General features: G+C 56.8%; 1 protein-coding gene. It reads left to right on the forward strand.

Annotated features, from left to right (window positions below; all coding sequences use genetic code 11):
• A partial coding sequence (locus EE949_RS27020) for a phosphoethanolamine transferase (RefSeq protein ID WP_164666845.1) occupies positions 1-479 on the forward strand: 479 nt, incomplete at both ends.

Raw genomic sequence — 479 nt, forward strand, 5'->3', positions numbered from 1 at the left:
GGTGGTGTGGCGCGACAATCAGGCCGGCTGCAAAGGCACCTGCGACCGTGTCGCCTTTCAGGATGTCAGCAACCTGAAGGACCCGCTGCTGTGCAATAACCACGAATGCCGCGACGAGATTCTGCTGCAGGGTTTGGAAGGCTTCATCAACAGTCTGGACAAGGATACGGTGCTGGTCCTGCACCAGATGGGCAGTCACGGGCCGGAATACTACAAGCGCTATCCGAAGGAATATGAAAAATTCACGCCGGTGTGTGAAAGCAACGCGCTGAACAACTGCAGCCGCGACAGTATCGTCAACGGCTACGACAACACGCTGCTATACACCGACCACGTGCTATCGAAACTGATCGACGTATTGCGCGCTCATCAGGACAAGGTCGACACCGCGATGATCTATCTGTCCGACCATGGCGAATCGCTGGGCGAATACAACCTGTTTCTGCACGGCACGCCGTATCTGCTGGCGCCTGACCAGC

Source organism: Pseudomonas viridiflava, assembly GCF_900602065.1.
Taxonomy (GTDB): domain Bacteria; phylum Pseudomonadota; class Gammaproteobacteria; order Pseudomonadales; family Pseudomonadaceae; genus Aquipseudomonas.